Raw genomic sequence first — 25971 nt, 5'->3', positions numbered from 1 at the left:
ATCACGGACAAAAAAAACTATTCACCTCAACCGCATAAATACAAAACAGATGGCTATAATCGACAATGACTATGACCAATCTCCTCGAATATTAATAGTAGAGGATGAGCCCTTTATTGCAGAAAACCTGCAGGAAATGCTAGGCATTTTTGGTTATGAAAGAACAGAAATTGCCAACTCCGCAAATCAGGCTATCAAAGCCATAAAGACATCGAGGCCCGACCTTGTGTTGCTTGATGTGAAAATTAAAGGAGATCAAGATGGTATTGAACTTGGAGGAATTATTCAAGAGCAGTATAAAGTTCCCTTTGTATATATTACATCGTATTCTGATAAAGAAACTGTTAACAGAGCAAAGCATACACAACCTCTAGGCTTTATTGTTAAGCCTTTCACTAAAGACGATGTTTACGCTGCTATTGAGGTAGCTCTTTTCAACAAAAATAGAATTGCAGTAAACTCTGGTGAAAGCTTAGTAAGCAGCAATCCAACCACTTACAACAACGATTCTATCTTTGTGAAGAAGAAAGGTTTGTTGGAAAAAGTGAAATACTCTGATTTGATTTGGATTGAAGCAGACGGAAATCACATCACGTTACACGCCAGCGATGGTCGCGATTTCACAGTGAGAAAATCTCTGAAAGAAATCACGGACAAGCTGCCTAAAGATCGCTTCTTAAGAGTTCACAAATCATTCGTAGTTCAGGTAGATTCTGTTACTGCAATTGACACAAATCACGTTCACCTTGGCGAGAAGAAAATTCCGATAGGTAGATCGTATTACAATGCCTTTACTGCTACGCTAAATACGATTAGCGCTAGTTAATTTCTTTTATAGAAAAGAACAGGAACAGGCTTACTGCCATCCTTTTCACTTACAGTAAAATATCCGGAGCCATCTGTTGCAAAGCAGATGGCTTCTCCTTGAGGTTCAGAATTGTACTGCAACTTCTCTGGCAATTCTGCCAAAGCTTCTCCTACGGTTTGCCCATTGTTTCTAGGCCAGTAATAAACACTGAAGTAGTTTTTAATTAAAATTTCAGAACCATCAGGCGAAATTTCACCACCAGTGAAATAGGTGTAAGGGATTTCTGTTACGAATTTCGCGGTATTCATTTCCGTAGTAGACTGAGGATAGGCTAGCACGTATAAACCAACTTTCGCTTCACGTTTGGAAACAATGTAAATGTCTTTTGTTTGTGGATCGACCATTAGCGTTTCCGCATCGCGAGCTCCGTTTTCATATTTATACTTAATGGCTTCCACAGTCTGGATCGTTTGCTCATCAGCCAAGTCATCTGCAGCCATATTTGGTTCGACAAATCTGTAAATCACAAGATTTTCTCTAACCGCATTGTTATCGCCAATGTCGCCCACAAAAACATAAGACACATCATTTTCTGGCCCAGGCCCAGCGGCAATATCTTCCCAATCTCTATTTGTTGCCCCGCTTAAAGTTAATGTAGAAACGGTTTTTCCTTCCTTATCGATAGCATAAACCTTCGGCTCTCCTCCACTATCGTTGTGGGTAAAAAGCACTCCTGATTTAGTTCTACTTTCTACCAAACCCGAAGCTTCATTGATTTCAGCAGATTGGATTTGACCTACTTTTTCGCCTAAAGAAAATCGATTACTGATTTCACTTTCGGAATCAATCGGATCGGGATCGGAGCCGTTTTCCTTACAACCAGCCCCTACTAGAGCTATGAGCGTGAACAGAAAAAAGGCAGACTTAAAAAACTTAGTATTTTGAATTGACTTCATAGGAAGGCGATTTTAATTAGGAACGAAAGCCCTAAAATAAAAATAGCCTCAGTTGAGGCTATTAAGACAATGTTATTTTATCAATTATTTCTTTTCCGCTCTGATTTTAGCCACTTTTTCGGCAGTAATCATTTTCTCATCCTTATTGCCCCATGAGTTACGAACGTAGTTCAAAACATCAGCAATATCTTTGTCTTCAAGACCAGTAGCAGGCATAGCACCGTTGTACTTTTTGCCATTTACGGTAAGTTCACCGTCCTGTCCGTGAATCAAAATTTTGATAGCTCTATCAGCATCTTTCATCAAGAAATCTGATTTTGCCAAAGGAGGAAAAACACCAGCAATACCTTGACCTTCATTAAGATGACAAGCCATACAAAGCCCATCATACACACTTTTACCAGCTTCCATACTTTTTTTCAAAGCTGGATCTTGAGCACTAGTAAAACTGAAAGATGCGATTGCTGCTGCAAAAACTACAAAAAGGATATAAACTCTTTTCATTTTTCTAAATTCTGAATTGGGTAAAAATTTTCAACGCGTTAGTTCGGAAAGATAACAAACAGCCTCCAAACTATTAGCTCGGTTATGCATAAATCGATCCAGAAATTATATATCCAACTCAATTTGGTTTTTGAGCAGATCGTCAAAAGTTTCTCTTTCTCTGATCAAATGCGCTTTGCCATTATAAATGAGAACCTCAGCAGGACGCAATCGCGAATTATAATTTGAAGACATGCTGAAAGAATAAGCTCCAGCATTTTTAAAGCCTATAATATCGCCCTCTTTTACTTCCGTAATTTTTCTGTCCAGCCCAAAAGTATCCGTTTCGCAGATGTAACCTACTACGGTGTAAATTCGCTTGGTTCCTTCGGGGTTCGATACATTAAAGATTTCGTGATAGGCATCGTACATCATTGGCCTGATAAGGTGATTTAAGCCTGTATCAATCCCTACAAAAACAGTTGCTGGAGTAGTTTTAACCACGTTGGTTTTCGCCAATAAATAACCCGATTCGCTCACCAAAAACTTACCTGGCTCAAACCACATTTCAAGCTCTTTACCATATTCTTTACAGAAAGTATTGAAAGCAGAACCCAATTTTTCGCCTAATTCTTCAATATCAGTAACGATATCACCTTCTTTATAACCTACTTTAAAACCACTTCCGAAGTCGATAAACTCTAGGTTCTTGAAGTTTTTAGCGGCATCGAAAAGAATATCGGCTGCTCTTAAGAAAACTTCAGCATCAAGAATATCAGAACCAGTGTGCATGTGTAGCCCAGTAACATTGATGCCATAGGTATTTACCACGCGCACGATATGCTGAAGTTGGTAGATCGAAATTCCGAATTTAGAATCGGCATGACCAGTAGAAATTTTCTTATTTCCACCCGCCATAATGTGTGGGTTTAGGCGAATGCAAACCGGAACTGTGCCGTGGTATTCGTGGCCAAATTGCTCTAGAATAGAAATGTTATCCAGATTGATCATAACGCCAAGGGCAACTGCTTCTTTGATTTCAGCAAAAGAAACGCAGTTTGGAGTGTATAGAATCTGATCTGGCGTAAAGCCTGCCTTTATTCCTAAGTGTACTTCCTGAATAGAAACACAATCCAAATCGGAGCCCAGGCTTTTCAGCAGTTTTAAAATTGAAATATTAGTAAGGGATTTAGCCGCGTATTTCACCTTAAGTTTAACAGCGCTAAAAGCATTGTTCAACTTGTTGAATTGCTCAGAAATTTTCTCAGCATCATACACATACAAAGGGGTGCCAAACTGTTCTGTTAAGCTTTCTACATCTACACCCTGAATGGAAAAACGGTTGTTTACTAAATCCATCTTAATAATTAATTGAGGGGCAAATATAGGTGGTAGAAAAATAAAAAGAGGAAGATTGACCAACCTTCCTCTTAAACCTTAACTATGAAACTAGACTACTCAATAATAATTCTCTTGGTAAGTACTTTGTTGTTCTGAATTACCTGAAGAACATAAACGCCCTCATCTTGGTCGGAAATGTCGATATTAAACTCAAAGTCAGAACTTGCTGCTGAATTGGTTTTATCAAACACCTTCTTACCCGTTGGGCTAATTATTTTCACTTGAACTGCGCCTTTTTGAGCAGTTGCCAGTTCAAGGTTGAATTTTCCATCACTCGGATTTGGATAAAAGCTGATGTCCTTAATGGCTAAATCTTCCATTTTATCAGACCCCGCTAAAGCTTTATCGTCTTCATTGGCCGATCTTACATACACTCGTGATCTAGAAATTACTCTGAATCCGTTGTCGGTTTCTTCTTCATTGGAATTCCATCCTGGAAACTTGTCCAAGTTATCCCAATTGTCGAAGTCAAAATCAAATTGCATAGCGCCAAACCTGTCTTTTAAAGCTTGCTGAAGGGAATCCATATTCATGAATTCATCTCCATTAAAAAACATTTTGCCATCATCGAAATTGAAGTGAAACTGGCTTTGAAGGGAATCCATTTTTGACATAAACGGATTGTCGCCATCGCCAAAATTGAAATAGAAGCGATTTCCCTGAAAATGATCCTTCATCATTTCCTGAATTCTGCTGCCAATAGAATCGGTGTCGAAGTCGAACATAAAGAAGTTGTTATCGTCATCGTCCCAACTTGGCATTCCGGGCATGCTTCTAAAGTTCATAAAGCTAGTTGGCCCACTGGCTCCTGTTGCACCACCAAAATTCCAAGCATCCAAATCGATTCCATATTTTTCCAGATCAGGGTCTGCCTGAATATCCTCGTAACTATCATAGGTCTTTTCAAAATTTCTGGTGTCGTTCCCTTCTTTCATTGTCACCTTCAATTTTACCTTTCCATCCTCGGTAGTAGTTATCGAAACCGACTTGCTCTGACTTTGCTCTTGGGTTTGCGCTTGAGCCTTCCAACCTGAACCTAAAGCCAAAAACACCATCAAACCCATGGCAATTTTTGCTAAATTTTTATTGATTGACCATTTCATATTTTAACCTTTAAATCCTTGATTCAAAACTATTTATTATACCGCCCTGAGGATGTTAAAGGGTGGTTAAATCATGTTAATTTTTGTTAAGCTCAGAACCATAGCTATTTTAATAAAGTACTTTTGACACATGAGCAGAAAGAAGATACGGTGGTTGATAGCCTTGCTGAGTTTAGCCATGACGGGCTTGATCGTTTTTCAGTTCTATTGGATTAGCGAGGTAAACAAGGTGAATGAGGAACGCTTTACGCAAGGCGTTCAGTCTGCACTTAATGAGGTGGCCAATAAACTGGCTCGGGAAAATGATTTCAACTTTCTGCAAAGTGATGTGAATCAGATTATGCCCGTACCGCCAGAGCAACTGCGTTCTATCAGAGACAGTTTGATCAATGCTAACAATGGCAGCGTAAATGAAATGCCTCCAATTCCAGAAATCGATCAAATGATGATGGAATCGGCCATTCAGTTTGAATTTGACGAAGAAACAAAACAGCTGAATATATTTTTCGATTTTAGCGTTTTTGGACCAGCTCAAAATGCCTTCTACCCAAACCAGAATGCTGATTTACAAACCCAGAAGCTTCAGCTAGAACAGCAAATGAACCAACGTTTTAAAGCAATTCAGCGCGATTGGGCAAGTCATTTAGAAGGAAGCAACAATCTTTTTGAAAGAGTAAACCCTTTGGATTTGGACACACTTTTAAAGCGAGAACTGAAAAACAGAGGTATAGATTTAGAATATAATTACGGTATTATTCAGCATGATTCGGGCAATGCACCATTGATCAATACTGATGATCCTGAAAACACAATGAAAATCAAGAGTTCTAATCTTCAGGCCAATCTTTTTCCGATGGATTTGGTACCGAAAGATTATTACCTGAGCATATATTTCCCAAGTCAAAGAAGATACTTGTTGAAGCAAGGTTTATTGCCGCTTTCTGCTTCGGGCCTACTTATGGTTATTGTAATCGGCTGTTTTGCCTACGCCATTATGGTAATTCTTAGGCAGAAGAAAATTTCTGAAGTCAAGAACGATTTCATCAATAACATGACTCACGAGTTCAAAACGCCAATAGCAACGGTTTCACTTGCTGCAGAAGCACTTCAGGATAATGACTTGAAACAAAACCAAAGCATTGTAGATCGTTATGTTCAGGTGATTCGTGATGAAAACAAGAGGCTGGGCATGCAGGTTGAAAAAGTACTTCAAATTGCCAGTTTAGATAAGAAAGATTTCAAACTAAAATTTGAAAGTGCCGATGTTCACGATATCATCGAAAAGGCTTTAGTAAATATCGAAATTGTAGTTCAGAAAAGAGGCGGTTCCATTTCTAGTCAGCTTTTGGCAAGTAACCCAATTATTGAAGCGGACAAGGTTCACCTCACCAACATTATTTACAACCTGCTGGACAACGCCAACAAGTATTCTCCGGAAGTTCCTGAAATTCATATTCGAACGGAAAACATTTCTACCGGAGTGATCATTAGAATATCTGACAAAGGCATTGGTATGACCAAAGAAGCCACAGAAAAAATATTTGAGAAGTTCTACCGCGTTTCTACCGGAAATGTTCACGACATCAAAGGATTCGGTTTGGGCCTATCTTACGTAAAAAACATAGTTGAAATGCACAAGGGTTCGGTTTCTGTGAAAAGCGACCTTGGAAAAGGCAGCACATTTAAAGTATATTTACCGTTCACTCATGGCTAGTTTTAAACTTTTAATCGTAGAAGACGACCCTAACTTAGGGCAAATCCTTAATGAATACCTTTCTTTAAAAGGGTATGAAACAAAACTTTGCCGCGATGGCGAAGAAGGTGTTAAAGCCTTTAAGCGCGAAGCTTTCGACCTTTGCCTTTTTGATGTGATGCTGCCTAAAAAGGACGGTTTTTCCATGGCAAAGGAAATCAGAAGAGAAGACAAAGTGACTCCGATCATTTTCCTTACGGCCAAATCGATGAAGGAAGACACAATCGAAGGTTTTAAAATTGGTGCGGATGATTACATCACCAAACCTTTCAGCATGGAAGAACTTCTGCTCAGAATTCAAGCCATTTTGAGAAGAACCGCTGAAAAGAACCCTCAAATTTCCGATCAAAAAGTATTTGAGTTTGGTTCATTTCACTTTGATTACGACAAGCAAATTCTTTCCCGAAATGGTGACGAGAACAAGCTTACTTCGAAAGAATCAGAGCTTTTAAGATTACTTTGTCTGCACATTAATCAGCCCTTAGACCGATCTACTGCACTTAAAATCATTTGGAGAGACGACAGCTATTTTAACGCTCGAAGTATGGACGTTTACATTGCCAAGCTCAGAAAAATGTTGAAGGAAGATGAATCAGTTCAAATCATAACCTTACATGGCTCTGGATTTAAGCTAATCACTGAGAGTACAGCAGATTAACATTGTACTCATCTAATATTCAACTTAAAATTTAGCCTCAATTTCAAGACGAGCAAGCCGAAATGCGCTTTGAAATAAGCTATATTTTTCGTACTTTCATTGGCTCCGCTTATAACAAATTAATAATATCCAAGTTGATACATTTGGTGCATTAATGATTAGTTTTAAGCATTTCAACCCTACTTTAGAGACTTTTATATGATCGAAATCGTACCTTCTATATCAATTATTGATGGCAAGCTTACTCGCTTAAAACAAGGTGATTATTCAAGCGAAACCGTTTATAAAGATAGCCCTGTGGATATTGCCAGAAGGTTTGAACAATGTGGCGTTAAGAAAATCCATATTGTAGATCTTGATGGGGCCAGAAAGGGAACTCCTGTCAATTACCATGTACTAGAATCTATTGCAGGTTATACCAAACTGAAGATTGATTACAGTGGTGGAATCTCCACCGATGGAGATATAAGCAAGGCCTATGAATATGGCGCCACTTCAATTACAGCCGCTTCTGTTTCGCATACCAACCAAAAGCAATTTGGTTCATGGTTAGTGTCCTACGGAAGGGAAAAGATCACATTGGGAGCCGATGCATTGAATGGTAAAATCGCCATTAAAGGCTGGCAAAAACACACCGACATCGATCTTTTTGATCACATCAACTATTACTACATGCGTGGGCTCAAATATGTAAAGAGCACTGATGTAGCCAAAGATGGGATTCAAGAGGGCCCAAATTTCGAAATGTACAAAGAGATCATCTCTCGTTTTAAAGACATTTTCGTACTTGCCAGTGGCGGTGTCCGTTCCATAGATGACATCAAAAAGCTTGAAGAAATAGGCGTTAAAGGCGTTATTTTTGGCCGGGCTTACTACGAAGGCAATCTTACCCTAAAAGACTTAGAAGACTTTATTGTTAGCCAAAAGAACTAGAAGGTATAATTCAGCTTTAAGCTGATATTTCTTCCCATATCGGCCGCATAATACCTCAAGCGATTCATATAATCTCGGTATTCGTTATTCAAGATGTTTTCACCAGAAACGAAAACAGAAAGATCGTTATGTGCTAATGGCACTTTGAAGCCTGCGCTAATGGCCAAATTTATATAGCCAGAAGGTGGGGCGGTTAAATCGAACACGGTTTGATCATTGGCAAACAAGTCCTGATCGTTTTTGTCCGCCTCCAAAATTTCTTCAATAGTAACCACCCTTGGCGCGTTGCGTTGCTTATCTACAAAATCCGCAGAAAAGGTTACGAAAGGCTCTTTCAATTTACCTTCATTAAAATGATAGGTTATTCCTGCATTCAGTCGATTTGCAGGAATGCTGATCAAAGGACCATGAGTCACCAAATCTTCCGCTCGAATCAACGAAAGCTTTCCTTTTACATCGAAGTGTTCGGTTAAATGGTAGTCTAAATCTGCATCTATTCCCACAAACGAAGCATCCGTTTGGGTATACCTTAATAGAGGAAAAGCCCCTTGAATAGTTAGTGCAACATCTTCTGGTCTTAAGAAAATATAATCTCTTATGTAGTTGTAGTAAAAGGCTAGGTTGAAGGAATATTTATCTGAATTGTGCTCTAAATCGGTTATCCATTTAATTGCCTTTTCACTGGCTAAATCGTCTCTTCCTTCTTCAATAGTAGCCGAACCATGGTGAAGTCCACCACTATACAACTCATTAATGTGAGGAGCCCTCCAGGCCGTACCTAAATTACTCCTCAAACTCCAGCTTGAGTTCAAAAAGAATAAAGCGCCAATAGAACCTGTCACATTGCTGAAGTTAAATTCAGGCTTTAACAAGTTCTTTTGAGAATCGAACCGCTTTACCAAATAGTGTTTGAAATCATATCGCAATCCAGCTTCAAGCTCATACTTATCCTCTATGTATCGGCCGATGGCATGAGCTCCGGCAGTCCAATTATCAAAGTTTGGAATAAGAGGGCGAATGCCGGTTTCCGGATTATTGGTATTGCCTTGGTATAAAAAGCTTGCTCCAAAATCTCCTTTAAATTTATTGACTGTTTTGGTATTTAAATCCAACTCAAGCGTATGAGTGATGAGCTCAAGAGAAAGCGCAGGAATTTTTGAACGACCACCCCTTCTAATATCGTACTCCTTTCTTTCATTATGCTGAAGACCGTACTGAACCGTAAACTCACCCAAATCACTGTCCAAATGCCCATTTACCTTAAGCAGCTGATGTTTTACATGTTGGTGAGGGTTCAAAATTTCATAACTGAAATCGTTAATGATCAACGGCCTATCGCTTCCAATAGCCTTTTCTAAATCCGATAGGTTTCCGATATGGGCACTTCTTAAAATACCAATCTGCGCATCGAAACTACTGAAGAACAATTCCAACCCACCCCTTTCTTTATGATAGCCAAGGCCCAAGGAAAAGTTATGTTCCAACGTCCCGGTGTTTGTCAATCTGTAATTGGCAGATCGGGCATCGCCAGCCTTTTTATAACTGGTTTGAGCTCGCCATCCAAGCCCCTTTATTCCACTAACTCCACCTTCTACTTGAATGCTACCCGTATACATTTGGTTGTTCGAACCCAAAACAAGATTTGCAGATCCTGTTGGAGCACCTGAATCGGGCAAATCTGGCGGGTTCACCAAAATTACTCCACCAATAGCATCAGAGCCATATTTTACGGCTGCCGCGCCTTTGATCAACTCTAAGTTTGTGGCTACAAAAGGATCAATCTCAGGAGCATGTTCTTGCCCCCACTGTTGACCTTCTTGTCGAATTCCATTGTTCAAGATCAAGATTCGATTGCTGTGCAAACCGTGGATTACAGGTTTGGCAATATTTGGCCCAGTTTGCAGCATATTCACTCCGGAAATCCCCGATAAAGACTTACCTAAAGATTCTCCCCCACGTTGAAAAAGCTCTTCCTTTTGCAAGGCATTTCTTTTCAAAGTGGCTATTTCTTCAACCTTATTTCCCTCAACGGTCACCTCCTCCAAATCCTTGACCTCAGGAGACAGCTCAATCTTTATTTCCTGATTTCCAGAAATTTCAACAAACTCCTTTTTTGTTTGATAACCCACAAAACGCACAATCAACTGATAATTACCCTTACAGAGATTATCTATTTTGAATTTCCCGTTCTCATCTGCCACTGCACTTTTACCCGTTCCAACTACTTCAACAGTGGCCAGAGGAACTGTTTCTTGAGTGTCGGCACCAATAATCGACCCCGACAAAAGGATATGACAATCCGTTTGGGCGAACAGACCAGTAGAATAAATGAGCGTAAAAAGAATGAGGAGGGTTCCTTTGAAATTCATGAATGCAAAGTAATTGCAGATGCAACGCTATTGCAATAACGAAAGTTCAAAAGGTAAAAACAGAGTAGAAAAGGTTTTTATTTTTTCTCGAAGACTTCGGAAGGCTTGAACTTGTAAAAAATGTAATAGAGAAAATTGAAAGATAAATTCGATTGATTGTCTTCCTTTTTAATCACTTTGGTAGAATCACCTTTCTTTTCGCCAGCAAATTTATCGGCTGGGATGGCATGTGAATCTGAAGGAATTAATTTCAAATTGTTGGTAGGAGTAGTGGATTCTGAACGGGTTTCAGCTTTGTGCTCTACACCAAAATCTGACGATGTAACGCTATCCTGAGAGGTATATTCATGTTTTACCACAGGAATTAAGATTTCTTCTCCTTGTTCTTGACCCATCACACTAAGTGTGTGAACGGTTACGCCAAGCAATCCAAAAGTAACGATTCGAAGTAGTCTCTTGCTCATATTGTTATTTCACAGGGCGATAAAATTAACAAAAAATCGCAATTATCTAAACGGTCGATATTTTATTTTGTTTAGTTTTCCCCCATACATATTATTAAGACGTTAAAATCACATTCTCAAATAAGCAACATGAGTCACATAAATTGGTCAGATTTCGAGAAAGTAGAAATCCGTGTGGGTACGATCATAGAAGTTCAGCCTTTTGAAAAAGCCCGTAAACCTGCATGGATTCTCCATGTTGATTTGGGCCCAGAATTAGGCATTAAAAAATCAAGTGCTCAAATCACTCATCATTATTCACAAGAAGAGCTCATCGGTAAGCAAGTCGTATGCATAACCAATTTTCCACCTAAACAAATTGCCAACCTTATGTCAGAGGTTTTGGTGACAGGATTTCCAGATGAGAACGAAAACGTAGTACTTTGCGCTCCAGACAAACCGGTACCAAATGGGGTTCGCTTATTCTAATTTTCACTGTTGAAGCTTGACCAAATCCATAAGGCTGTCCGAGGAATCTTTCTTTCGAAAGGCGAAAATCAGGACATCAAACAACTCGTAACGGACAGCAGAAATGCTACCGATCCTGAAGCTGCATTGTTTTTTGCCATTGCTGGCCCAAACCATGATGGGCACAATTTTGTACAAGAATTAGCCAGTTCAGGGTTCAAGAATTTTATTGTTGAAAAAGAGATAAGCGGTATGCCGCCTGAAACCAATGTGATTCAGGTTAAATCTTCGGTTGCCGCTCTTCAATCCACTGCCGCTTTAAAGCGGGAAGAATTCAACAAAGAAGTAGTGGCCATAACTGGCAGCAACGGAAAAACTATAGTCAAAGAATGGCTAGCTCAAATGCTTTCGGCCCATTGGAATGTTTGCAAAAGCCCCAAAAGTTTCAACTCTCAAATTGGCGTTCCGCTTTCGGTTTGGAACCTTAACGAAGGCCATGATGTGGGAATTTTTGAAGCTGGCATTTCCAATCCTGAAGAGATGGAAAAGCTGGAAAACATCATTCAACCTACGCAAGGCATACTTACAAATATCGGTTCTGCCCACGAGGAATATTTTGAAAACATAGATCAGAAGCTTGACGAAAAACTAATTCTCTTTCAACATGCTCAGACCTTGTTTTACAGAAATGACAATCCATTAATTTCAAGAGCCATTGAAAGGCTGGAAAACCACCCAAAGCAATTAATTTCTTGGGGGTTTAATGCAACGGCTGACTTATCTGTTGAGCGAGTAGGCAAAGGAACCTTCCAGTTCACTTATAATCACAAAACATTTCAGCTTCAATTTCATTCTGAAAATGACTCCTACTTGGAGAATATGATCCACTGCGTTTGCTTTACCTATTTCAACGGTTGGGCACCAGGGCAAATCCAAGCAGGCATTGACAACCTAAAGCCTATCAAAATGAGGCTAGAGTTGAAAAAGGGCATCAACAATACCTATATCATTGACGACACTTATAATAATGATTTAGCTGGCCTTGAAACAGCTTTAGATTTTCTAACCCAGCAAACTCATTTTAAGAAGAAAGCTCTAATTCTATCCGATATTCTTCAGTCTGGAGCCAAACCATCGACATATAAACGTGTGGCTCAATTGCTCTCTGAAAAAGGGATTGACGAGTTCTATGCGGTGGGGCCTGAGATTTCTCAATTCAAAAACCTATTCCCTGAATCAAGTCAATTCTTTGAAAGCACTGAAGAGTTTCTTTCTCATTCGCTTCAACATTTCGAAAAGCAGGTAATACTGGTTAAGGGCGCTAGAAGTTTCGGTTTCGAACGCATTGTAAAACAGTTTATGGAACGGGTTCATCAAACTGTTCTAGAAATCAATCTCGATGCTGTTACCCATAATTTGAACGTTTATCGGCAGCGGCTCAAGCCTTCCACCAAATTACTGATTATGGTAAAAGCGCTGGCCTATGGGAGTGGCGGTGCAGAAATTGCCAATCTACTACAGTTCCATAAGGTTGACTATCTGGGCGTTGCGTATGTAGATGAAGCGGTTCAACTTAGAAAAAGTGGCATCAAATTGCCTATTATGGTAATTAACCCTTCGGAAGATGACTTAGAAAACTTGATCGAATTTGACATTGAACCTGAAATTTACAGTTTCAAACAGTTCGAACAGTTCATCGATTTCTATAATAAGAAAGACAAAGTATTAAAAGGACATTTCACGATAAACACCGGAATGAACCGATTGGGCTTTGATCCTTCCGATTTAGATGAGCTAATAGAACACATCAAAAGCAGCTCCAATTTAAGGGTTCAGAGTATTTACACACATTTGGCCGCTTCTGATGAAGTGGAACACCAAGTATTCTCTCTAAAACAACTTGAGGTTTTTAAAGAAAATGCCGAACGGATGGAGCAAGCTTTAGGTATCAAAACAATCAAGCACGCTTTAAACTCGGCCGGCATTGTCAGTTTCCCTGAATATCAAATGGACATGGTCCGTTTGGGAATTGGCCTTTATGGCATTGAACCGAACGGCATTTTACAAAAAGCCCTAAAACCAATAAGCACCTTAAAAACCGTAATTTCTCAAATCAGAAAGGTAGAAAAGGGTTCAAGCATTGGTTATGGCAGAAAAGGGAAGGCCGAACATGACATGAAAATCGCCACCATTGCCATTGGTTATGCCGATGGCTTTTCACGCATTTTCAGCAATGGCAACGGACAAGTGCTCATCAATGGGCAGCTGGCTAACGTTATTGGGAACGTATGTATGGACATGACTATGGTGGATATTACGGATATAGATGCCGATGAAGGAGATCCAGCAATTGTTTTTGGCGAAAAACCGAGCATCAGCGAGCTAGCTCAAAAAGCTAATACTATTCCCTATGAGATTCTCACAAATGTAAGTGATAGGGTGAAAAGGGTATATTACACCGAATAGTTAGCCTCCACAACCTATATTCTTTTTTAACGGAACATTTTTAGGAAATCCACCGAAATCAAATGGATCGTCATTCTCCTTTTCTTCCTTTTGATTAGGCTTTTTAGATTGGGTTTTCTCTTCTGCCTTTTTCGGCTTAGGCTTTTGTTCTTCTGGCTGACTTATGATTTTATAACGATCTAAGAATGTATTAGATTCAAGAAATGTATAGATTGGCTTCATGTTCGGTTTAATTTCAAAAACCATCCAACGCCAATTTGATCAGGTAGACAACTCTCCGCTCATTTTGTTTAGGATGATTTTCGGCTTTTTACTTTTTGCCGAAACCTTTGGCGCCATGCTTACAGGCTGGCTAAGAGTGGCCTTGCTTGAACCTCAGTTCACTTTTAGCCTTATCGGTTTAGATTGGCTACAGCCTTTACCTGGCTACGGCATGTATTTCTACTTTGCTGCCATGGCAATTTGCGGACTCTGCGTTATGGTAGGTTATCATTATCGAATTAGTCTCAGCCTTTTCACCATTCTTTGGACACTCGTTTATTGGATGCAGAAATCCTACTACAACAACCACTACTATTTACTTATTCTTTTCTGCCTATTCATGCTTACCGTACCGGCTCATGCATATAAGTCTTTTGACGCCAAAAGGTGGAATAGTGTTGTCAGCATTACTTGCCCTCGTTGGTGTCTTACGATTTTTAAAATTCAGCTTTGGATTGTCTTCACTTATGCTGCTCTTAACAAATTATATCCAGGTTGGGTAGAAGGTCAATTTATCCACGTTGCATTACTTTCCAAAAAGAGTTATTGGCTCATTGGCTCTGCTTTGCAGGAAGATTGGCTACAAAAGTCGATTATGTATGGAGGAGTAATTTTCGACCTGCTGATTATTTACTTCTTACTTTGGAAAAAAACACGTGTAGCCGCTTTCATTGCTTCCTTATTTTTTCATCTGTTCAATTCTATAGTATTTCAGATCGGGATTTTCCCCTACCTAATGATTGGCACTTGTGTTCTATTCTTTGAACCGGAAACAATTCGAAGAATTTTCTTCAAAAAGAAACCAAGCCTCGCTTTAGCGAAGAACCAACAAACCGAACTCAAAGCTGGTCGATTTGTATTGGCCGTGGTTTTTGCCTGCTATTTCGGTTTACAGATTTACCTTCCCTTAAGGCATCATCTGTTTAAAGGCGATGTCTTCTGGACGGAAGAAGGCCACCGACTTTCATGGCGAATGATGCTTAGAGTAAAGTATGGCAGTTTAGAAATGAAGGTGGTTGATCCAGCCACAGGAGAAACTTTCATCATTGATTCAGCCGACTATCTAAGCCGCAAACAAATGGCGATTGTTCCTACACACCCTGATATGATTTGGCAGTTTGCACAAAAAATAGAAGAAGACTTTAAGGAAAAAGGAATAGAAGATGTAGAAGTTTACGCCACGACCAAAATCAGCCTAAATGGTAGTGCACGAAAGGCTATCATCGACCCAGAAGTAGATTTGACCAACGTAAAATGGCAACCCTTTAAACATTCAACTTGGATTTTAACCCCAGAAACCGATCATTAAAACCACTTTCTTTTACGATTATCAGAAATTAAGTGACTATTAAGATTCATCGTTTTGTAATAATCATAAGCTCTGCTAAATTGCAGCTGTTTATAATTAATCTAAATAAGCACAAGCCATGAAAAGCCTGGCAGAGTTGAAAAAAAACCAGAAAGGCATCATCAAAGGATTTAATGATGACACGCTATCGGTAAAACTGATGGAGATGGGTTGCCTACCCGGAACCGAGGTAAAAGTGGATTTGGTAGCTCCCTTCGGAGACCCAATTGCCATAGCAGTTTCTGGTTACTGCCTTTCGCTTCGCAAAAACGAAGCAGCTTGTATCATGCTTGAAGATTAGTTAGATGCAAAAATCTGAAAGAACAAAAATTGCCTTGGTGGGCAATCCAAACTCAGGAAAAACCACTCTTTTCAATCTTCTTACTGGCCTTAATCAAAAAACGGGAAATTTCCCTGGGGTTACGGTAGACAAGAAATCTGGCTTTGCCAAACTGCCTGACGGCACCACAGCTGAAATCATTGACCTTCCTGGCACTTACAGTATTTATCCAAAAACTTTGGATGAACAGGTTGTGCAAGACGTTCTTCTGGACCCAAATCACCCTCAGCATCCTGATAAACTGATTATTGTAACGGATGCTTCAAACCTAAAGCGAAACCTGCTTCTATTCACTCAAATGAGGGATTTGGGCATGCCAATCATTTTAGTTTTGAACATGATGGACGTGGCTCAACTGAAAAAGTTGAATATCGATTTAAGAGGACTAAGCATCGATTTAGGGGTAAAAATTGTTCCTACCAATTCGCATTCCGGAGATGGGGTTAAAACACTAAAAGAAGCCTTAACCCAATCGCTACTTAAAAACAAGAGGCCTTTTTACGACACCTATCATTTAGCGCCTAAAACGATAGAAGATATTAAGTCAGAGTTTGAACTGACTGAAAACTACAGAGCTTACCAATATGCCCAGCAGTCGGTAAGGCTAAGTTTTTTGAGCGAAGATGAAAAAGAGAAAATCGCCAAAATCAAAGATGAAAACGGCTTTTATGACGTTCCAACTCAGTCTCAAGAAACTTTAGGCCGATATCAGCTCATCTCTGACATTGTAGACCGAAACATCAAAACTTCGGTAGACGAAGATAAGAAATCCGTTACACAGAAAATCGATCAAGTTGCTACCCATCCAGTTTTTGGCTACTTGATCTTCTTCACCGTTCTGATGCTAATTTTCCAAGCCATATTTGCTTGGGCAGAAGGACCAATGGACTTGATTGAAGGTTCCATTGCCGAATTTAGCGGCTGGGTATCTTCAGTATTGCCAGAAGGCGTACTTACTGATTTATTAACGGAAGGAATTCTAGCCGGCTTGGCTGGAGTACTCGTTTTTATTCCTCAAATCGCTATTCTTTTCGCCTTTATCGCTCTTTTAGAAGAAAGCGGCTATATGTCAAGAGCAGTTTTTCTTATGGACAAACTCATGAGGAAGTTCGGCCTTAACGGAAAATCTGTAGTGCCACTTATCAGCGGAATGGCCTGTGCAATTCCTGCAATTATGGCCACAAGAAATATCGAAAGCTGGAAAGATAGGCTTATTACCATCTTTGTCACCCCTTTCATGAGTTGCTCGGCTAGGCTCCCTGTTTATGCCATATTGATTGGCCTTGTAGTGCCAAATCAGCCTATTTTGGGCATCTTCAATCTTCAAGGCCTTGTGCTCATGGGACTTTACTTGTTGGGTTTTCTGGCTGCTATTTTATCGGCAGTTGCCATGAAGTTCATTCTCAAAACCAACGAGCGAGCTTACTTCATTATGGAGCTGCCTGGTTATAAAATCCCAAGCTGGAAAAACATAGGCTTAACCATTTTTGATAAGTCCAAAACCTTTGTGCTGGAAGCTGGAAAAGTGATTATTGCGATTTCCATTATTCTTTGGGTATTGGCTTCTTATGGTTTTAGCGAGAAATTTAAAAATGCCGAAGAAAATGTAAGAGTAGAATTGGGTACAAATGTTTCTGAAGAAGAATACGAAATCGCCCTGAACTCATACAAACTTGAGCATTCCATTGCTGGTAGTTTTGGCAAAATGATTGAGCCGACCATTCGTCCTTTAGGCTACGATTGGAAAATAGGAATTGCACTGTTCACCTCATTTGCTGCCCGAGAAGTGTTTGTTGGTACCATGTCGACCATTTACAGTATTGGCGCTGATGATGACGATGAAGTCACAATTCGTGAACGTTTAAGAGAAGAAAAGAATCCTGAAACAGGCGGACCAATGTACACTCGAGCTGTAGCATTCTCTCTTATGGTATTCTACGCATTTGCTATGCAATGTATGAGTACTTTGGCAATTGTTTATAGAGAAACCAAAGGATGGAAATGGCCATTGATTCAAATGGCATACATGACAGCCGTGGCATACCTTTCGGCATTGGTCACTTATCACATTTTCTCTTAAGCAAAAGAAGGTTATTCTGGTTGGTCGTCTTCTTGAGAAGGCCTGTAATTGAGCGGAAGTTTAACAGACAAGCCACCCCAAGTCCACCAGCCCAAGTATAAAGCAGCTTTCTTATCGCTGAAATACCCTGGGTACGCCACAATGGGATTTTCCTTCTGAAAAAGGATTACAGACTTCTGGAATAATGGCACATCACTGATGTCCATACCAACCACCTGATAACTAGAAAGGCTTTGGTCATTGGAAAGCGAAATGGTAGAACGCGACTTCTGATCTGTGTATTTATAGTTGCCTGTTTTTGATTTACTTCTGTACAACTTCTTATACTCATCATCTTCGTAAGCATTGGTATAAGTAACCTCTATATCAGAACTGACACCTAAAACATATTCAAACTCACTATCAGTCTGTTGAAGCCTGAATATTTCAGAAATTGGTTTGGGATTCAAAGGAGTACTGTATTCAGAAGTCACAGAGTCAAACTGAACGGTGTTGATCATAAAGCCTTCCTCCCTCAATCTTTCATCGATTAGTGAGTGAAGAAAGTGATTGACAGAACCGTAATAGGCTCTTGAACGGGCTTCTTCCCAACGTCTATTTTGCTTTTTTGATTTGGGTTCCAATTCCACAAATTGAGCTTTCCCCACACTGGTTTTTATTCCATTTACAAACGTATATTCATCCAGCATATACTCAATCCGATAACCCATAGCTTGATTTTCGATATAAAGAACATCGCTAGCTTCCACCTGATAATTGTCGAGAGAATCTAGCACGATAAAATCTAAGACTTCTGGATTGGTGATTTTGCAATCCTTGGCATTGCTGTCTCTACCTAAAAAATCATCCTCAAAACGCTTGTAGAGTCGCTTGTCTCTCCTTCTTTGTCTATAAGTTTTTTTGGCCAACACCTGAATGGGAGCAAGCGTAATTTCCTCTAATTCTAACTCAACAATATAACTGCTCTGCGGCTCAATATCCTGCTTTTCTGCAAACGGAATAGTTTTGGAAACATAGCCCACATAAGACACCACCAACTTAAAGGCAATATTGGGCACATCGCGCATTTCGAAATAACCTTCACTATCTGATGCAACGCCCAAGGTACTATTGTCAATAAATACATTCGCATAAGCCAAAGGTGAGTTGGTTTGGGCATCAATAACTCTACCTTTTATGGTTCTATCAGTAGTTTCTCTTTTTAAAATAACAACCGTAGAACCTATTTCTTTATAAAAGAGATTGGCTTCAGAAAGCATTTCTTCGAGTACAATTTTCAAAGGAACACCTTCATAATTGGCAGAGAATTTCTCGCCTTTAGGAATGATATTATTGTTGTAGGAAAAGCTGATACCAGTGTGTCGGTTCAGTTGGCGCAGGGCAGCACTAAGCGAAACATTGTTAAATTCAATGTTTACATCCTTCTCAAGTACCGACTGATTTACTTCCTGAGCCTGACTAGATATACACCAAAATGCGTAAATGGAAACCAGAAATTTCCTGACCATGCACCAATTTACTCAGTACAGGGCTTTCCTTCTAATTTTATGTGATTTTCTTTCTGGATGAATTGAATATTTGGGAAAGTGGCGTCTATGGCTTCGATTATTTCGCTCACAGACTTATGCTCATAAATCCCATTCAATGGGCAGTTTTTGAAGGTTTCCTTGTTGTACTCGAACTTCACCCAATAGGTGTCTTCAATATAGTCGAGCGCTTCAGGTAAAGGCGTATTATCAAACTCTAATCTTCTGGTCCACCAGCCGCTGAAATTAGCATTTTTGATGCTGGCTTTTAGAATTGATCTTCCTCCACGATCCATCTTTGCCATCTCGCCTTTGGTAATCTGCTCTTTCACATCACCATTTACGGTAGATGAAAATTCAACAGTACCTTCGGTAACATTTAGCTCAATATCCTCATCAGGATATGTGGTCAGGTTAAAGCTAGTTCCAAGTACTTTTACTTGACTATTACCGGCATTAATTACAAAAGGAAGTGATTCGTTTCTGGAGACATCAAAATTTGCTTCGCCTTCAAGGGTCAGGCTTCTATTATCTTCACCAAAGCCTTCAGCCAAAGTGATTTTAGAATTCGCATTTAATTTTACTACAGAACCATCGGCCAATTGAAATTCTCTAATCCCATTCGATTCTGTTGCAAGCGTTAACTCCTCGTCTGTCGAAGATTTCTTCTGAGAAGAATTGTACGCTAAAAAACCAGCTACTGCAAAAACTAAAAAGGCTGCCGCTACTTTGAGCCAGTTATAAGTAGGTCGTTTCATTTCAACAACCTTGGTTTTGGAAATACGTTGGTCAACGTTGTTCCAAGCTTTTTGAGAATTAAAGGTAGATGCTTGATCAGAAGCAATATCCATCACAGCTGCATAAACTTCTAGTTCATCAGCCAGTGCCTGATTTTGAATCAATTCTGCTTCAAAATCGGCTCTTTCTTTCCCGCTAAGTTCATTAGCCAAATACTTGGCTATTAACTCTTCCATTGTTCTGTTCTTTCTGTCAGTTAAAGTAACAACCCTAACTGATTATTCCCCTACCAAAAAACCACTAGTGGCAGAAAAAAAATCAAATAATCTTTTAAGCTGGTTCTCAGTATCTTCAGCGCTTTGCCCATATGAACCTCGACCGTCTTTTTTGAGATGCCCAATTCATCGGCAATCTCATGGTATTTCATCCCTTCTTCCCTGCTCATTCTAAACACTTTTTGGCATTGAGGAGGCAAGCTATCTAAAGCGGTTTCAATCCTTTTTTGAAGTTCAAAATCGGGCTGATGACTTACATAGCTTTGCATTGAAACCTCTAAATGCTCTTGCTTTTTATTCGCATAATTGGCTACTACCTTTTTATGCTTTATATAATTCAAAGCCGTATTGTACGCGGCCCTGAACAAATAAGATCTAAAGCTTATGTCTTCACGAAGCATTTCTCGCTTTTCCCAAATATTTACAAACGTGCTCTGAACAATCTCTTCCGTAGTGTCCTCATCTCGGATTATACGCTGAACATACCGGCACGCTGGCTGGTAATGTTCATGGAAAAGCTGTTCAAAAGCCTTTCTGTCACCTTTGGCAAAAGCAGCTATCAGTTGACTCTCTTTTATTGGCACTCAGTTAAAAATTCAATAGCGTTGAAGTTAAAAAGAAAAAACAAATTACCCCCACATAATAAGGGCAACAATTAATTCTGTTTTTAGGTAAAAGTGTTAATCTCTATCAATAAGTTTGGAATCTGGCAGATTTCAATAATCAAACTGAAAACGCCCCTTAAAGTTCCTCATGAAAAAAATCTACACCGATCGTATTTCAAAGTTTGAAACCGAACACAATACACTCAAAAAAAAGTCGATTAACATAGCTTGGTTTAGGGTTCTCTCCTTTTTTTTGGCCGCTACGCTAGTCACCGTTTTTGCAAATGAAAAATCTACCGAAGGCATAGTTATTACGATTTTAATCTTTCTGGTTTCCTTTCTTTTCTTCTTAAAAAGGCATGTAAATATTAAGGCTCAACTCTCTTTTAAAGAGGCACTTCTCAACCTTAATGAAGAAGAATTGGCCAGGCTTGAAATGAAACTTTCTGGCTTAGAAGACGGCAGTGAATTCATCAAACCGACTCACGAATATCATATTGATTTAGATATTTTTGGAAAGCACTCCCTCTTTCAATTGCTCAACAGAACTTCTACCAATTATGGAAAGCAAACCTTAGTAAATTGGCTAAGTCAGCCTTCATTCAAAACAGAAATTGAACGAAGACAAAAAGCGGTTGAAGAAGTAAGTGAGCTTATTGATTGGAGGCAAAACATTGCAGCCGCAGGAAGAGCCAATCATGACGAAAAAGCAAGTATTCATTCTCTATTAGAATGGATTAAAGAAGACAGTACCGTACTGAAGCAGAAGTTCTACAGTATCGCAATGCTTATTTTTCCGCTTTTTTCAGTTGTAGCGATAGCGCTATCTGCCTTAGGATTAGCACCTTTTGGCCTCGTTTTATTGGCTGTGGTCTTCAATATTATTATCCTTTCTACTGTATTTTCAAGAGCGGGAAACATATATCAGAAAACGATAGAAAGCAATCAGCTTATTAAAGCTTACGAAGCTCAAATTAGGTTGATTGAAGAGCAACCGCTAAAATCAGAATTGCTGGTGGAGCTGAAAGGCCGCTTGCATTCCGACAATCAAAAGGCTTCAGTTATCATAAAGCAACTTCAATTTATTTTGGACAACTTTCATAACAGGGCCAACCTCATGTATCATATCTTCAACATGCTGTTTTTGTTAGATGTATACTGGGTAATTCAGGCGGAAAAATGGAAAGAACGCACTAAAGAAAATATCAGTGATTGGTTTCAGGCCATTGGCGAAATTGAAGCCATTAACAGTGTTGGCGGCTTTCATTTCTCAAATCCAGCTTTCACTTTCCCTATTATTGAAGAAGAGCCTTTTATAATCAAAGCGACACAAATGGGGCATCCGCTTATCAATGCTAAAAAGCGGATAAGCAACGATTTTGATTTTTCTGGCAAGGGCGGAATCTGTTTAATCACAGGAAGCAACATGAGCGGAAAAAGTACATTTTTACGCACGGTGGGCCTCAATTCTGTTCTTGCACTGCTTGGCGCTCCTGTGTGTGCTGAAAATATGCAGATCTCCAGGTTACAGGTTTTCACCAGTATGCGAACCCAAGATGATTTGGAAGAAAGCGTTTCTTCATTCTATGCCGAACTGAAAAGGCTGAAGCAGCTTTTGGGCTCAATCAACACTGAAATTCCGACTCTGTTTATGGTAGATGAAGTTCTAAAAGGCACGAATTCGGAAGATCGTCATACAGGAGCCATTGCCCTCATTAGGCAACTCAACAAATCATATGCATTTGGTTTTGTTTCTACCCACGATTTAACGCTTGGCCAAATTACAACAGAACTCCAAGGTGTTAAGAATTACAGCTTTAATAGTGTAATTGAAAATGACGACATTATTTTCGATTATACCTTAACCCCAGGCATTTGCAAAAGCTTTAATGCTACTAAGCTGATGCAGAAGATGGGTATAGAAATTATTGACTAAATTTGCCCGCATTCCACAAAAATCAAGCATGTCTGTTTTCGATTCTAACTTTAAAATTGGCGTTTTAGGAGGTGGTCAATTAGGCCGAATGATGATCCAATCTGCCATTGATTTCAACTTCAATGTGCACTCTTTGGATCCCGACCCAAACGCTCCATGCAAAGAAATTGCGTCTTCATTTACCAATGGCGCCCTAACCGATTTTGATACCGTTTATCAATTCGGTCAGGATAAAGATGTGATCACCATTGAAATTGAAAATGTGAACACAGCTGCCCTGAAGAAATTGGCCAGCGAAGGCAAAAAGGTTTTCCCTCAACCTGAAATCATTGAGCTGATTCAGAATAAATTTCACCAGAAGAATTTTTACAAAGAACACGGCATACCTACCGCTGATTTTATTGAAGTAAAAGGCAAAGCCGATGTTGCTAACCACAAGGATTTCCTTCCATTTGTAAACAAACTGGCGACTGGTGGCTACGATGGTAGAGGCGTTCAGGTAATCCGCACTGAAAACGACCTTGACAAAGCCTTTGATGCGCCTGGTTTTGTAGAAAAACTGATTCCGTTCGAAAAGGAATTGGCAGTAATTGCTGCCCGCAACGAAAAAGGTGAAATCACAAGTTTTCCAACGGTGGAAATGGTTTTCCATCCAGAACACAACTTGGTGGAGTATCTTTTTTCTCCTGCAACTATTTCCAAAGAAGTAGAAGAAAAGGCACAAAGCATTGCTAAAAACCTGATCAGCAAATTAGAAATGGTTGGGCTACTGGCCATCGAAATGTTTCTAACTAAGGATGGTGAAGTTTTGGTAAACGAAATTGCTCCGCGTACCCACAACAGTGGCCATCAGACGATTGAAGGCAATAAAACTTCTCAGTTCGAACAGCATCTACGCGCTATTTTGAACTTGCCTTTAGGCGACACTTCACTTATTCAGCCTGCGGCTATGGTAAACCTTTTAGGCGAAGATGGTTTTGAAGGCGATGCCAAATACGAAGGTATGGAAGAAGTGCTTGAACAAGCTGGCGTGCATATTCATTTATATGGTAAGAAAACCACCAAACCTTTCCGAAAAATGGGACACGTTACCATAACTGCCCCACAAGTAGAGGATTTGGCACAAAAAGTTGATTTCGTTAAAACACATTTAAAGATAAAGGCATGAATACTCCACAAGTAGGCATAATAATGGGCAGCCAAAGCGACCTTCGCGTAATGGGCGAGGCGGCTCAAATTCTTGAAGATTTAGGCGTTGATTTTGAACTTACCATTGTATCGGCTCACCGAACGCCACACAGAATGGTGGAATATGCTGAAAAGGCAGCCCTTCGAGGATTGAAAGTGATTATTGCCGGAGCTGGTGGAGCAGCCCACTTACCGGGAATGGTGGCTTCACTTACTACTTTGCCTGTAATTGGCGTTCCTGTAAAGTCAAGTAATTCTATCGATGGATGGGATTCAATTTTGTCCATTCTACAAATGCCTGGCGGTGTTCCTGTTGCTACGGTAGCCTTAGATGGCGCCAAAAATGCGGGTATTCTTGCCGCTCAAATTGTGGGAGCTTTCGATCAAGATTTGACCAATCGACTGGTTGAATACAAAACCGAACTTCGCGAAAAAGTTGAAAAAAGCGTTGAAGAAATTGCCGTAAAAGGCTGGAAAAAATGATATGGCCAGCCCGCAGCTAAGCCATATTAAAGAAACCTGCCTTTACGTTTCAGACCTTGATCAAACCCGAGCTTTTTATCACGATCGCTTGGGTTTGCCCATTGTCGCTCATATCGAAAACAAGCATATTTTCTTCCGTGTGGGCGATTGTATGCTGCTTTGTTTCAATCCCGAATCAAGTAAAAATCAAGAAGTTCTTCCTCCTCATTCTGCTGAAGGAAAGCAACACATTGCCTTTGGCGTTCTCATTTCAGAATATGATTTCTGGAAAGAAAAAATCATTGCCCTAGGTATAAAAATCACAAGCGAATATGAATGGAGAGAAGGCTTAAAGTCTTTCTATTTTAACGACCCTGATGGACACGTTTTAGAAATTGTACCTAACAATCTTTGGGACGAAAATTAACACAAACTAAGCATCAACCGCTTTCTTAAAATCAGTGTTTTGCTTTCCTTTATTTCATGAAGGAATTGATTTCGCGCGAAAATTTCAATCAAATTATCGATCATCCTGGTTCAGCATCAGTATTATTGCTCGATGAACAAAACCGCATTCTGCTGTTCGAGCAACAACGCAGCGACTATCCAATTCCTACCTATGAAATTCCGGGTGGAGTAATCGAAAAAGGAGAAACGCCAGAACAAACCGCCAGGCGCGAATTGGAAGAAGAAACAGGTTATACTTTCAATTTGGCTAAGCATTTAATCACCGTCAACCCTTCTGTGGGCTATTCCAATGAATGGATTTCCATTTTTGCTGCACGCGCCATTCATCTTAAAAATGAATCAGAATTTAGTTGCAGCTTTTTTTCCCAAAAAGAAGTTGAGTTGTTAATACATTCAGGTCAAATAGTTGACGCTCAAACTTTGGTGGCCATCGGCCAATGGACTACTGAAAATTTAAATTTCGAAAGCCCAAAAGTTCTCTTTATCTGTTCCGGCAATTACTACAGAAGCAGGTTTTGTGAGGTTTACTTAAATCATATTACGCAAAGCAACATAGCCAATTCGAAGGGCTTATTGGCTTACCGAGGCATCAACGAAGGCCTTATTTCTCCCCACACTCTCAAATATTTACATGAACTGAAACTCCCCATTGGCATTCAAAAATTTCCGGAACAGCTGGAAGAAAGACACCTTCAGAAAACGCCTCACATCGTAGCGCTTTGTGAGCGAGAACACCGACCAATGATGAAGGAAATGTTTTCAGAATGGGAAGATAAAATCACCTATTGGCAAGTAAACGACATCGATTTTAGCGATCCGAAAGAAGCTCTTCCTGAGCTAAAAAACAAAGTTGAAGAATTCGCCAAGGCATTTGGTTTGCTTCCGCAAGTGTAAAAAAATCGA

At 39.7% G+C, this 25971-nt stretch carries 24 protein-coding genes; 14 read left to right on the top strand and 10 right to left on the bottom strand.

What is annotated here, in order from left to right; translation table 11 throughout:
- Nucleotides 1–49 precede the first annotated feature (49 nt).
- Nucleotides 50–826 (top strand): LytR/AlgR family response regulator transcription factor, encoded by a 777-nt coding sequence (locus tag ACXACJ_RS21330; RefSeq protein ID WP_475136459.1) that lies wholly within the window; start codon nucleotides 50–52, stop codon nucleotides 824–826.
- Here ACXACJ_RS21330 and ACXACJ_RS21325 read toward each other — a convergent pair.
- The 4 genes from ACXACJ_RS21325 to ACXACJ_RS21310 form a co-directional block, all read right to left on the bottom strand.
- On the bottom strand, nucleotides 823–1764 hold the full coding sequence (locus tag ACXACJ_RS21325; protein ID WP_475136458.1) for a PE-PGRS family protein: 942 nt from the start codon (nucleotides 1762–1764) through the stop codon (nucleotides 823–825). The genes ACXACJ_RS21330 and ACXACJ_RS21325 overlap by 4 nt on opposite strands.
- A gap of 84 nt (nucleotides 1765–1848) precedes the next feature.
- On the bottom strand, nucleotides 1849–2268 hold the full coding sequence (locus ACXACJ_RS21320; RefSeq protein WP_475136457.1) for a c-type cytochrome: 420 nt from the start codon (nucleotides 2266–2268) through the stop codon (nucleotides 1849–1851).
- Between the two features lie 105 nt (nucleotides 2269–2373).
- On the bottom strand, nucleotides 2374–3606 hold the full coding sequence (gene lysA, locus ACXACJ_RS21315) for a diaminopimelate decarboxylase (RefSeq protein ID WP_475136456.1): 1233 nt from the start codon (nucleotides 3604–3606) through the stop codon (nucleotides 2374–2376).
- Nucleotides 3607–3701: 95 nt separating this feature from the next.
- Complete coding sequence (locus ACXACJ_RS21310; RefSeq protein ID WP_475136455.1) at nucleotides 3702–4751, bottom strand: T9SS type A sorting domain-containing protein; 1050 nt, start codon at nucleotides 4749–4751, stop codon at nucleotides 3702–3704.
- Between the two features lie 130 nt (nucleotides 4752–4881).
- Between ACXACJ_RS21310 and ACXACJ_RS21305 the strand changes: the two genes are divergently transcribed.
- The 3 genes from ACXACJ_RS21305 to ACXACJ_RS21295 all read left to right on the top strand — a co-directional run bounded on the left by ACXACJ_RS21305 (nucleotide 4882) and on the right by ACXACJ_RS21295 (nucleotide 8095).
- The gene (locus tag ACXACJ_RS21305) at nucleotides 4882–6465 is read left to right on the top strand and encodes a sensor histidine kinase (RefSeq protein WP_475136454.1); all 1584 of its coding nucleotides are present in this window, start codon (nucleotides 4882–4884) and stop codon (nucleotides 6463–6465) included.
- Nucleotides 6458–7162 carry a response regulator transcription factor gene (locus tag ACXACJ_RS21300; RefSeq protein ID WP_475136453.1) on the top strand — a complete coding sequence of 235 codons (705 nt, stop codon included), beginning with the start codon at nucleotides 6458–6460 and terminating at the stop codon, nucleotides 7160–7162. Before ACXACJ_RS21305 ends, ACXACJ_RS21300 begins: the two co-directional genes overlap by 8 nt.
- A 198-nt stretch (nucleotides 7163–7360) precedes the next feature.
- Nucleotides 7361–8095 (top strand): 1-(5-phosphoribosyl)-5-[(5-phosphoribosylamino)methylideneamino]imidazole-4-carboxamide isomerase, encoded by a 735-nt coding sequence (locus tag ACXACJ_RS21295; RefSeq protein WP_475136452.1) that lies wholly within the window; start codon nucleotides 7361–7363, stop codon nucleotides 8093–8095.
- On the opposite strand, the gene ACXACJ_RS21290 is transcribed toward ACXACJ_RS21295, so the two are convergent.
- Both ACXACJ_RS21290 and ACXACJ_RS21285 read right to left on the bottom strand, forming a co-directional pair.
- The gene (locus ACXACJ_RS21290) at nucleotides 8092–10464 is read right to left on the bottom strand and encodes a TonB-dependent receptor (protein WP_475136451.1); all 2373 of its coding nucleotides are present in this window, start codon (nucleotides 10462–10464) and stop codon (nucleotides 8092–8094) included. The two genes, ACXACJ_RS21295 and ACXACJ_RS21290, sit on opposite strands and share 4 nt — an antisense overlap.
- Before the next feature lie 77 nt (nucleotides 10465–10541).
- The gene (locus tag ACXACJ_RS21285) at nucleotides 10542–10928 is read right to left on the bottom strand and encodes a hypothetical protein (RefSeq protein WP_475136450.1); all 387 of its coding nucleotides are present in this window, start codon (nucleotides 10926–10928) and stop codon (nucleotides 10542–10544) included.
- 129 nt (nucleotides 10929–11057) lie between these two features.
- Between ACXACJ_RS21285 and ACXACJ_RS21280 the strand changes: the two genes are divergently transcribed.
- Both ACXACJ_RS21280 and ACXACJ_RS21275 read left to right on the top strand, forming a co-directional pair.
- On the top strand, nucleotides 11058–11396 hold the full coding sequence (locus ACXACJ_RS21280) for a tRNA-binding protein (RefSeq protein ID WP_475136449.1): 339 nt from the start codon (nucleotides 11058–11060) through the stop codon (nucleotides 11394–11396).
- Nucleotides 11397–11405: 9 nt separating this feature from the next.
- Nucleotides 11406–13841: a bifunctional UDP-N-acetylmuramoyl-tripeptide:D-alanyl-D-alanine ligase/alanine racemase gene (locus tag ACXACJ_RS21275; protein ID WP_475136448.1), complete on the top strand. Its 2436-nt coding sequence runs from the start codon at nucleotides 11406–11408 to the stop codon at nucleotides 13839–13841.
- Here the strand turns inward: ACXACJ_RS21275 and ACXACJ_RS21270 are convergent, their stop codons facing one another.
- Complete coding sequence (locus tag ACXACJ_RS21270) at nucleotides 13842–14063, bottom strand: hypothetical protein (RefSeq protein WP_475136447.1); 222 nt, start codon at nucleotides 14061–14063, stop codon at nucleotides 13842–13844.
- Between ACXACJ_RS21270 and ACXACJ_RS21265 the strand changes: the two genes are divergently transcribed.
- The 3 genes from ACXACJ_RS21265 (at nucleotide 14062) to feoB (ending at nucleotide 17870) form a co-directional block, all read left to right on the top strand.
- Entirely contained in the window at nucleotides 14062–15411 is a 1350-nt protein-coding gene (locus tag ACXACJ_RS21265) for an HTTM domain-containing protein (RefSeq protein ID WP_475136446.1), read from the top strand. The genes ACXACJ_RS21270 and ACXACJ_RS21265 overlap by 2 nt on opposite strands.
- 118 nt (nucleotides 15412–15529) lie before the next feature.
- Nucleotides 15530–15751: a FeoA family protein gene (locus ACXACJ_RS21260; RefSeq protein WP_475136445.1), complete on the top strand. Its 222-nt coding sequence runs from the start codon at nucleotides 15530–15532 to the stop codon at nucleotides 15749–15751.
- Nucleotides 15752–15755: 4 nt separating this feature from the next.
- Complete coding sequence (gene feoB / locus ACXACJ_RS21255; protein ID WP_475136444.1) at nucleotides 15756–17870, top strand: ferrous iron transport protein B; 2115 nt, start codon at nucleotides 15756–15758, stop codon at nucleotides 17868–17870.
- Between the two features lie 11 nt (nucleotides 17871–17881).
- Here the strand turns inward: feoB and ACXACJ_RS21250 are convergent, their stop codons facing one another.
- Genes ACXACJ_RS21250 through ACXACJ_RS21240 form a run of 3 tightly spaced genes read right to left on the bottom strand, consistent with a single transcriptional unit; the run spans nucleotide 17882 to nucleotide 20993 of the window.
- On the bottom strand, nucleotides 17882–19378 hold the full coding sequence (locus ACXACJ_RS21250) for a carboxypeptidase-like regulatory domain-containing protein (RefSeq protein WP_475136443.1): 1497 nt from the start codon (nucleotides 19376–19378) through the stop codon (nucleotides 17882–17884).
- Nucleotides 19379–19386: 8 nt separating this feature from the next.
- Nucleotides 19387–20370 carry a FecR family protein gene (locus ACXACJ_RS21245; protein ID WP_475136442.1) on the bottom strand — a complete coding sequence of 328 codons (984 nt, stop codon included), beginning with the start codon at nucleotides 20368–20370 and terminating at the stop codon, nucleotides 19387–19389.
- A 50-nt stretch (nucleotides 20371–20420) separates the two neighbouring features.
- Complete coding sequence (locus tag ACXACJ_RS21240; RefSeq protein ID WP_475136441.1) at nucleotides 20421–20993, bottom strand: RNA polymerase sigma-70 factor; 573 nt, start codon at nucleotides 20991–20993, stop codon at nucleotides 20421–20423.
- Nucleotides 20994–21162: 169 nt separating this feature from the next.
- On the opposite strand from ACXACJ_RS21240, the gene ACXACJ_RS21235 reads away from it, so the two are divergent.
- Genes ACXACJ_RS21235 through ACXACJ_RS21215 form a run of 5 tightly spaced genes read left to right on the top strand, consistent with a single transcriptional unit; the run spans nucleotide 21163 to nucleotide 25962 of the window.
- The gene (locus tag ACXACJ_RS21235) at nucleotides 21163–22950 is read left to right on the top strand and encodes a MutS-related protein (protein ID WP_475136440.1); all 1788 of its coding nucleotides are present in this window, start codon (nucleotides 21163–21165) and stop codon (nucleotides 22948–22950) included.
- Nucleotides 22951–22978: 28 nt separating this feature from the next.
- On the top strand, nucleotides 22979–24118 hold the full coding sequence (locus ACXACJ_RS21230; protein WP_475136439.1) for a 5-(carboxyamino)imidazole ribonucleotide synthase: 1140 nt from the start codon (nucleotides 22979–22981) through the stop codon (nucleotides 24116–24118).
- Entirely contained in the window at nucleotides 24115–24621 is a 507-nt protein-coding gene (gene purE, locus ACXACJ_RS21225; protein ID WP_475136438.1) for a 5-(carboxyamino)imidazole ribonucleotide mutase, read from the top strand. Before ACXACJ_RS21230 ends, purE begins: the two co-directional genes overlap by 4 nt.
- 1 nt (nucleotide 24622) lies before the next feature.
- Nucleotides 24623–25027, top strand: a complete 405-nt coding sequence (locus ACXACJ_RS21220; protein ID WP_475136437.1) for a VOC family protein — start codon at nucleotides 24623–24625, stop codon at nucleotides 25025–25027.
- Nucleotides 25028–25083: 56 nt separating this feature from the next.
- Nucleotides 25084–25962 (top strand): NUDIX domain-containing protein, encoded by an 879-nt coding sequence (locus tag ACXACJ_RS21215; protein WP_475136436.1) that lies wholly within the window; start codon nucleotides 25084–25086, stop codon nucleotides 25960–25962.
- Nucleotides 25963–25971 lie beyond the last annotated feature (9 nt).

It is taken from the genome of Roseivirga sp. AWQ4_251, assembly GCF_056158225.1.
This window is presented reverse-complemented; position numbering and strand designations above follow the sequence as displayed.

What these genes read in the sequence shown, in the direction of transcription:
- ACXACJ_RS21330 (WP_475136459.1), top strand. Translation starts at nt 50, where the DNA reads ATGGCTATAATCGACAATGACTATGACCAATCTCCTCGAATATTAATA.
- ACXACJ_RS21325 (WP_475136458.1), bottom strand. Translation starts at nt 1,764, where the DNA reads ATGAAGTCAATTCAAAATACTAAGTTTTTTAAGTCTGCCTTTTTTCTG.
- ACXACJ_RS21320 (WP_475136457.1), bottom strand. Translation starts at nt 2,268, where the DNA reads ATGAAAAGAGTTTATATCCTTTTTGTAGTTTTTGCAGCAGCAATCGCA.
- lysA (WP_475136456.1), bottom strand. Translation starts at nt 3,606, where the DNA reads ATGGATTTAGTAAACAACCGTTTTTCCATTCAGGGTGTAGATGTAGAA.
- ACXACJ_RS21310 (WP_475136455.1), bottom strand. Translation starts at nt 4,751, where the DNA reads ATGAAATGGTCAATCAATAAAAATTTAGCAAAAATTGCCATGGGTTTG.
- ACXACJ_RS21305 (WP_475136454.1), top strand. Translation starts at nt 4,882, where the DNA reads ATGAGCAGAAAGAAGATACGGTGGTTGATAGCCTTGCTGAGTTTAGCC.
- ACXACJ_RS21300 (WP_475136453.1), top strand. Translation starts at nt 6,458, where the DNA reads ATGGCTAGTTTTAAACTTTTAATCGTAGAAGACGACCCTAACTTAGGG.
- ACXACJ_RS21295 (WP_475136452.1), top strand. Translation starts at nt 7,361, where the DNA reads ATGATCGAAATCGTACCTTCTATATCAATTATTGATGGCAAGCTTACT.
- ACXACJ_RS21290 (WP_475136451.1), bottom strand. Translation starts at nt 10,464, where the DNA reads ATGAATTTCAAAGGAACCCTCCTCATTCTTTTTACGCTCATTTATTCT.
- ACXACJ_RS21285 (WP_475136450.1), bottom strand. Translation starts at nt 10,928, where the DNA reads ATGAGCAAGAGACTACTTCGAATCGTTACTTTTGGATTGCTTGGCGTA.
- ACXACJ_RS21280 (WP_475136449.1), top strand. Translation starts at nt 11,058, where the DNA reads ATGAGTCACATAAATTGGTCAGATTTCGAGAAAGTAGAAATCCGTGTG.
- ACXACJ_RS21265 (WP_475136446.1), top strand. Translation starts at nt 14,062, where the DNA reads ATGTTCGGTTTAATTTCAAAAACCATCCAACGCCAATTTGATCAGGTA.
- ACXACJ_RS21270 (WP_475136447.1), bottom strand. Translation starts at nt 14,063, where the DNA reads ATGAAGCCAATCTATACATTTCTTGAATCTAATACATTCTTAGATCGT.
- ACXACJ_RS21260 (WP_475136445.1), top strand. Translation starts at nt 15,530, where the DNA reads ATGAAAAGCCTGGCAGAGTTGAAAAAAAACCAGAAAGGCATCATCAAA.
- feoB (WP_475136444.1), top strand. Translation starts at nt 15,756, where the DNA reads ATGCAAAAATCTGAAAGAACAAAAATTGCCTTGGTGGGCAATCCAAAC.
- ACXACJ_RS21250 (WP_475136443.1), bottom strand. Translation starts at nt 19,378, where the DNA reads ATGGTCAGGAAATTTCTGGTTTCCATTTACGCATTTTGGTGTATATCT.
- ACXACJ_RS21245 (WP_475136442.1), bottom strand. Translation starts at nt 20,370, where the DNA reads ATGGAAGAGTTAATAGCCAAGTATTTGGCTAATGAACTTAGCGGGAAA.
- ACXACJ_RS21235 (WP_475136440.1), top strand. Translation starts at nt 21,163, where the DNA reads ATGAAAAAAATCTACACCGATCGTATTTCAAAGTTTGAAACCGAACAC.
- ACXACJ_RS21230 (WP_475136439.1), top strand. Translation starts at nt 22,979, where the DNA reads ATGTCTGTTTTCGATTCTAACTTTAAAATTGGCGTTTTAGGAGGTGGT.
- purE (WP_475136438.1), top strand. Translation starts at nt 24,115, where the DNA reads ATGAATACTCCACAAGTAGGCATAATAATGGGCAGCCAAAGCGACCTT.
- ACXACJ_RS21220 (WP_475136437.1), top strand. Translation starts at nt 24,623, where the DNA reads ATGGCCAGCCCGCAGCTAAGCCATATTAAAGAAACCTGCCTTTACGTT.
- ACXACJ_RS21215 (WP_475136436.1), top strand. Translation starts at nt 25,084, where the DNA reads ATGAAGGAATTGATTTCGCGCGAAAATTTCAATCAAATTATCGATCAT.